Source organism: Streptomyces sp. SID3212 (assembly GCF_009865405.1).
Classification (GTDB): domain Bacteria; phylum Actinomycetota; class Actinomycetes; order Streptomycetales; family Streptomycetaceae; genus Streptomyces.
This window is the reverse complement of record NZ_WWJY01000131.1, coordinates 1-3432: the sequence shown is the minus strand read 5'-3', so window position 1 is coordinate 3432 and position 3432 is coordinate 1. Positions and strand designations below refer to the sequence as shown.

The 3432-nt window shown below is 74.2% G+C and carries 1 protein-coding gene; it reads right to left on the bottom strand.

Features of this window, described 5'->3' with window-relative positions:
- Nucleotides 1–3432: non-ribosomal peptide synthetase (locus GT042_RS03695; protein ID WP_161307252.1), on the bottom strand; the 3432-nt coding region annotated here is incomplete at both ends.

Below are 3432 nucleotides of genomic sequence, written 5' to 3'. Positions count from 1 at the left end.
CCGGTGGACCAGGCGGCGCGGTCGTCCAGGGCCAGGCTGGGCAGGGACAGGCCGTGGCGTGCGGCGCGGTCGGCGCCGTGGGTCAGGAGCAGCGCGGGACGGGCGTCGGTGAGCATGTGGGCGATCCGTGCCGCCGGGTACTCCAGGTCGACCGGCAGGTAGGCGGCCCCGGCCTTGGTGACCGCCAGCATGGCCACCACGTGGTCCGCGGTGCCTTCGAGCGCGAGCGCGACGAAGTCGCCGCGGCCGATGCCCCGGTCGTGCAGGTGGTGCGCCAAGTCGTCGGAGAGCTGGTCGAGTTCACGGAAGGTGAGGCGGTACGCGCCGTCCCGTACGGCGATCGCCTCGGGGGTACGGGCGCGCTGCGCGCGGAACGCCTCGGGCGCGGTGGCCGCCGCCCGGGGCCGGACGGGTCCGTGGGCGGACTGTTCGAGGCTCTGCCGCTCGGCGGCGTCCAGGACGTCGACGGTGTGGACACGCCGGCCGGGGTCGGCGGCGAGCGAGGCGAGCAGGCGGGTGAGCCGGGCCGCCAGGGTGTGGGCGGTGGCGGGGGTGAAGAGTTCGGTGGAGAACTCCAGGACACCGTCGAGGCCGGCGGGCCGGCCCGTGCCGTCGTGTCTCTCGGCGAAGGTGAAGGTCAGGTCGAACTTGCTGATGCCGGTCCGCACAGGCTGCGGCGTGACGGTGAGACCCGGCAGGTCGACGGCGGCGTCCGCCTGGTTCTGGAGGACGAGCATGGTCTGGAAGAGCGGGTGGTGGTTCTGGGCTCTGACGGGGCTGAGGGAGTCCACCAGCCGTTCGAAGGGCACGTCCTGGTGGGCGTAGGCGGCCAGGTCGAACTCCCTTACGCGGTCGAGCACTTCGGCGAAGATGGGGTCCCCGGTCAGGTCGGTGCGCAGGACCAGGGTGTTGACGAAGAAGCCCACGAGATCGTCCAGGGCTTCGTCGGTGCGTCCGGCGACGGCGGTGCCGAGCGGGATGTCCTCACCGGCGCCGTGCCGGGACAGGAGCACCGACAGGGCCGCCTGGAGCACCATGAAGAGGCTGCATCCCCGGGCCCGGGCGAGGTCGGCGAGGGCCCGGTGGGTGTCCGCGTCGACGGGGAAGGTGAAGGCGTCGCCGCCGTACGCCGTGACAGCGGGTCTGGGGTGGTCGCAGGGCAGGTCGAGCAGGTCGGGGGCGCCGGCGAGGGCCGCACGCCAGAAGTCCAGCTGGCGGGCAGCCCGGCTGTCCGGGTCGTCCTCGTCGCCGAGCAGCGCGCGCTGCCACAGGGCGTAGTCGGCGTACTGGACGCGGAGTTCGGTCCAGCCGGGCTCCTCCCCGTCGGTGCGCGCCCGGTACGCCGTGCCCAGGTCGCGGGCGAGCGGGGCGAGGGACCAGCCGTCGCCCGCGATGTGGTGGACGAGCAGCACGAGGACGTGCGCCTCGGCGCCGAGCCGTACCAGCCGGGCCCGTACGGGGAGTTCGGCGCTCACGTCGAAGGCGTGCGCGACCTCGGCGGACAGCACTTCGTCCAGGCGGGCGGGATCGGTGCGGGTGTCGGACTCAGGGCCGGGCTCAGGGTCGAGGTGACGAGGCGTCAGGTCGATGTCGGCCTCGTGGGCGTCCAGGACGAGCTGGCGCGCCACACCGTCGGCGTCGGGGAAGACGGTACGCAGGCTCTCGTGGCGCTCCACGACGTCCACCAGGGCGCTCTCCAGGGCGTCCGCGTCGAGCGGACCGTCCAGGCGCAGCACGAGCGGCACGTTGTACGTGGCGCTGGGCCCCTCGAACCGGTTGAGGAACCAGAGGCGTTGCTGTGCGAAGGACAGCGGCAGCGGATCGGGGCGCTCGGGAACCCGCTCCAGGCGGCTCCTGGCCTTCTCGGCGCCGTCCAGCGCGGCGGCGAGCGCGGCCGGGGTGGGGTGCTCGAAGAGGGTCTTGACCTGGACCTCCATGCCCAGCGCGGTACGGATGCGGGCGGTCAGGCGGGTGGCGAGCAGCGAATGGCCGCCCAGGGCGAAGAAGTTGTCGTCCACCCCGGCCCCGTCGAGGCCGAGCACGTCGGCGAAGAGTCCGCACACGATCTCCTCGCGGGCGGTACGGGCCGCGCGCCCGCGGACCGGGGTGTGGTGGGCGGGCTCCGGGAGGGCGCGCCGGTCCACCTTGCCGTTGACCGTCAGCGGCAGCGCGTCCAGCGGGACGATCGCGGACGGCACCATGTAGGCGGGCAGGGACCGGCCGACGGCGAGGGCCAGATCGCCGGGGTCGGGGTCCGCCCCGGCGGCGGGCACGACGTACGCGACGAGCCGGCGGTCGCCGGGCATGTCCTCGCGGACGACGGCGAAGGAGTCGGCGACCCCCTCGCAGGAGGCCAGCACGCCCTCGATCTCGCCGAGTTCGATGCGGTAGCCGCGCAGCTTCACCTGGCCGTCGGCGCGGGTGACGTATGCGATCTGCCCGTCACGGGTCCAGCGGACCAGGTCGCCGGTGCGGTACATGCGCCCGCCCGCCGGGTCGAACGGGTCGGCCACGAAGCGCGCGGCGGTGAGGGCGGGCAGCCCGGTGTACCCCCGGGCGACACCCCGTCCGGCGAGGTACAACTCCCCCACGACACCTGGCGGTACGGGTCCCAGGGACGCGTCCAGGACGTACAGGCGCATGCCGTCCAGGGGGCGCCCGACGGGCGGCGGGCCCGACGGCAGGTCGGCCGCCACCTCGTAGCGCGTGGCGAAGGTGGTGGTCTCGGTGGGCCCGTACACATGGAGGATCCGTGCGCCGGGCGCGGTGGCGGCGACGCGCTGCATCGCGTCCGGGGAGGCCAACTCCCCACCGGCGCAGACGAGTCGCAGACCGGCGAAGGCGCCGGGGTCGGTCTCGGCGATCACGTTGAACAGGGCCGTTGTCAGGAACACGGCGGTCACACCGTGCTCGTGGACGGCGACGTCGAGGGTGCGCGCCTCCAGGACGCCGTCCGGTGCGACGACGACCCGGCCGCCGTTCAGGAGCGGGGCCCAGATCTCGAAGGTGGAGGCGTCGAAGACGTATGCCGAGTGCATCAGGACCGCGTCGGAGGCACCGTCCCGCCACGCGGAGTCGGCCGCGAGCGCGATCACGTCGGCGTGGGTGACACCGACACCCTTGGGCAGACCGGTGGACCCGGAGGTGAACATCACGTACGCGAGGGCGCCGGGGCCCGGTACGCCGGCCGGGCGGCCCGGCCGTCCGGGCGCGCCCCGCAGGACCCGGCCGAGACGGTCGACCACAACAACCGGAATTTGACGGGCCCTTGCGGTCACCCAGGGGGCGGCGGCGGTGTCCTCGCCGACGACCAGGACCCGTACGTCCGCCACCTCGGCGACCTGGTCGAGCCGCTCCTCGGGCCAGCGGGCGTCCAGCGGGACATAGGCGCCGGCCGCGCGGACCGCGCCGAGGGACGCCGACACCACGGCG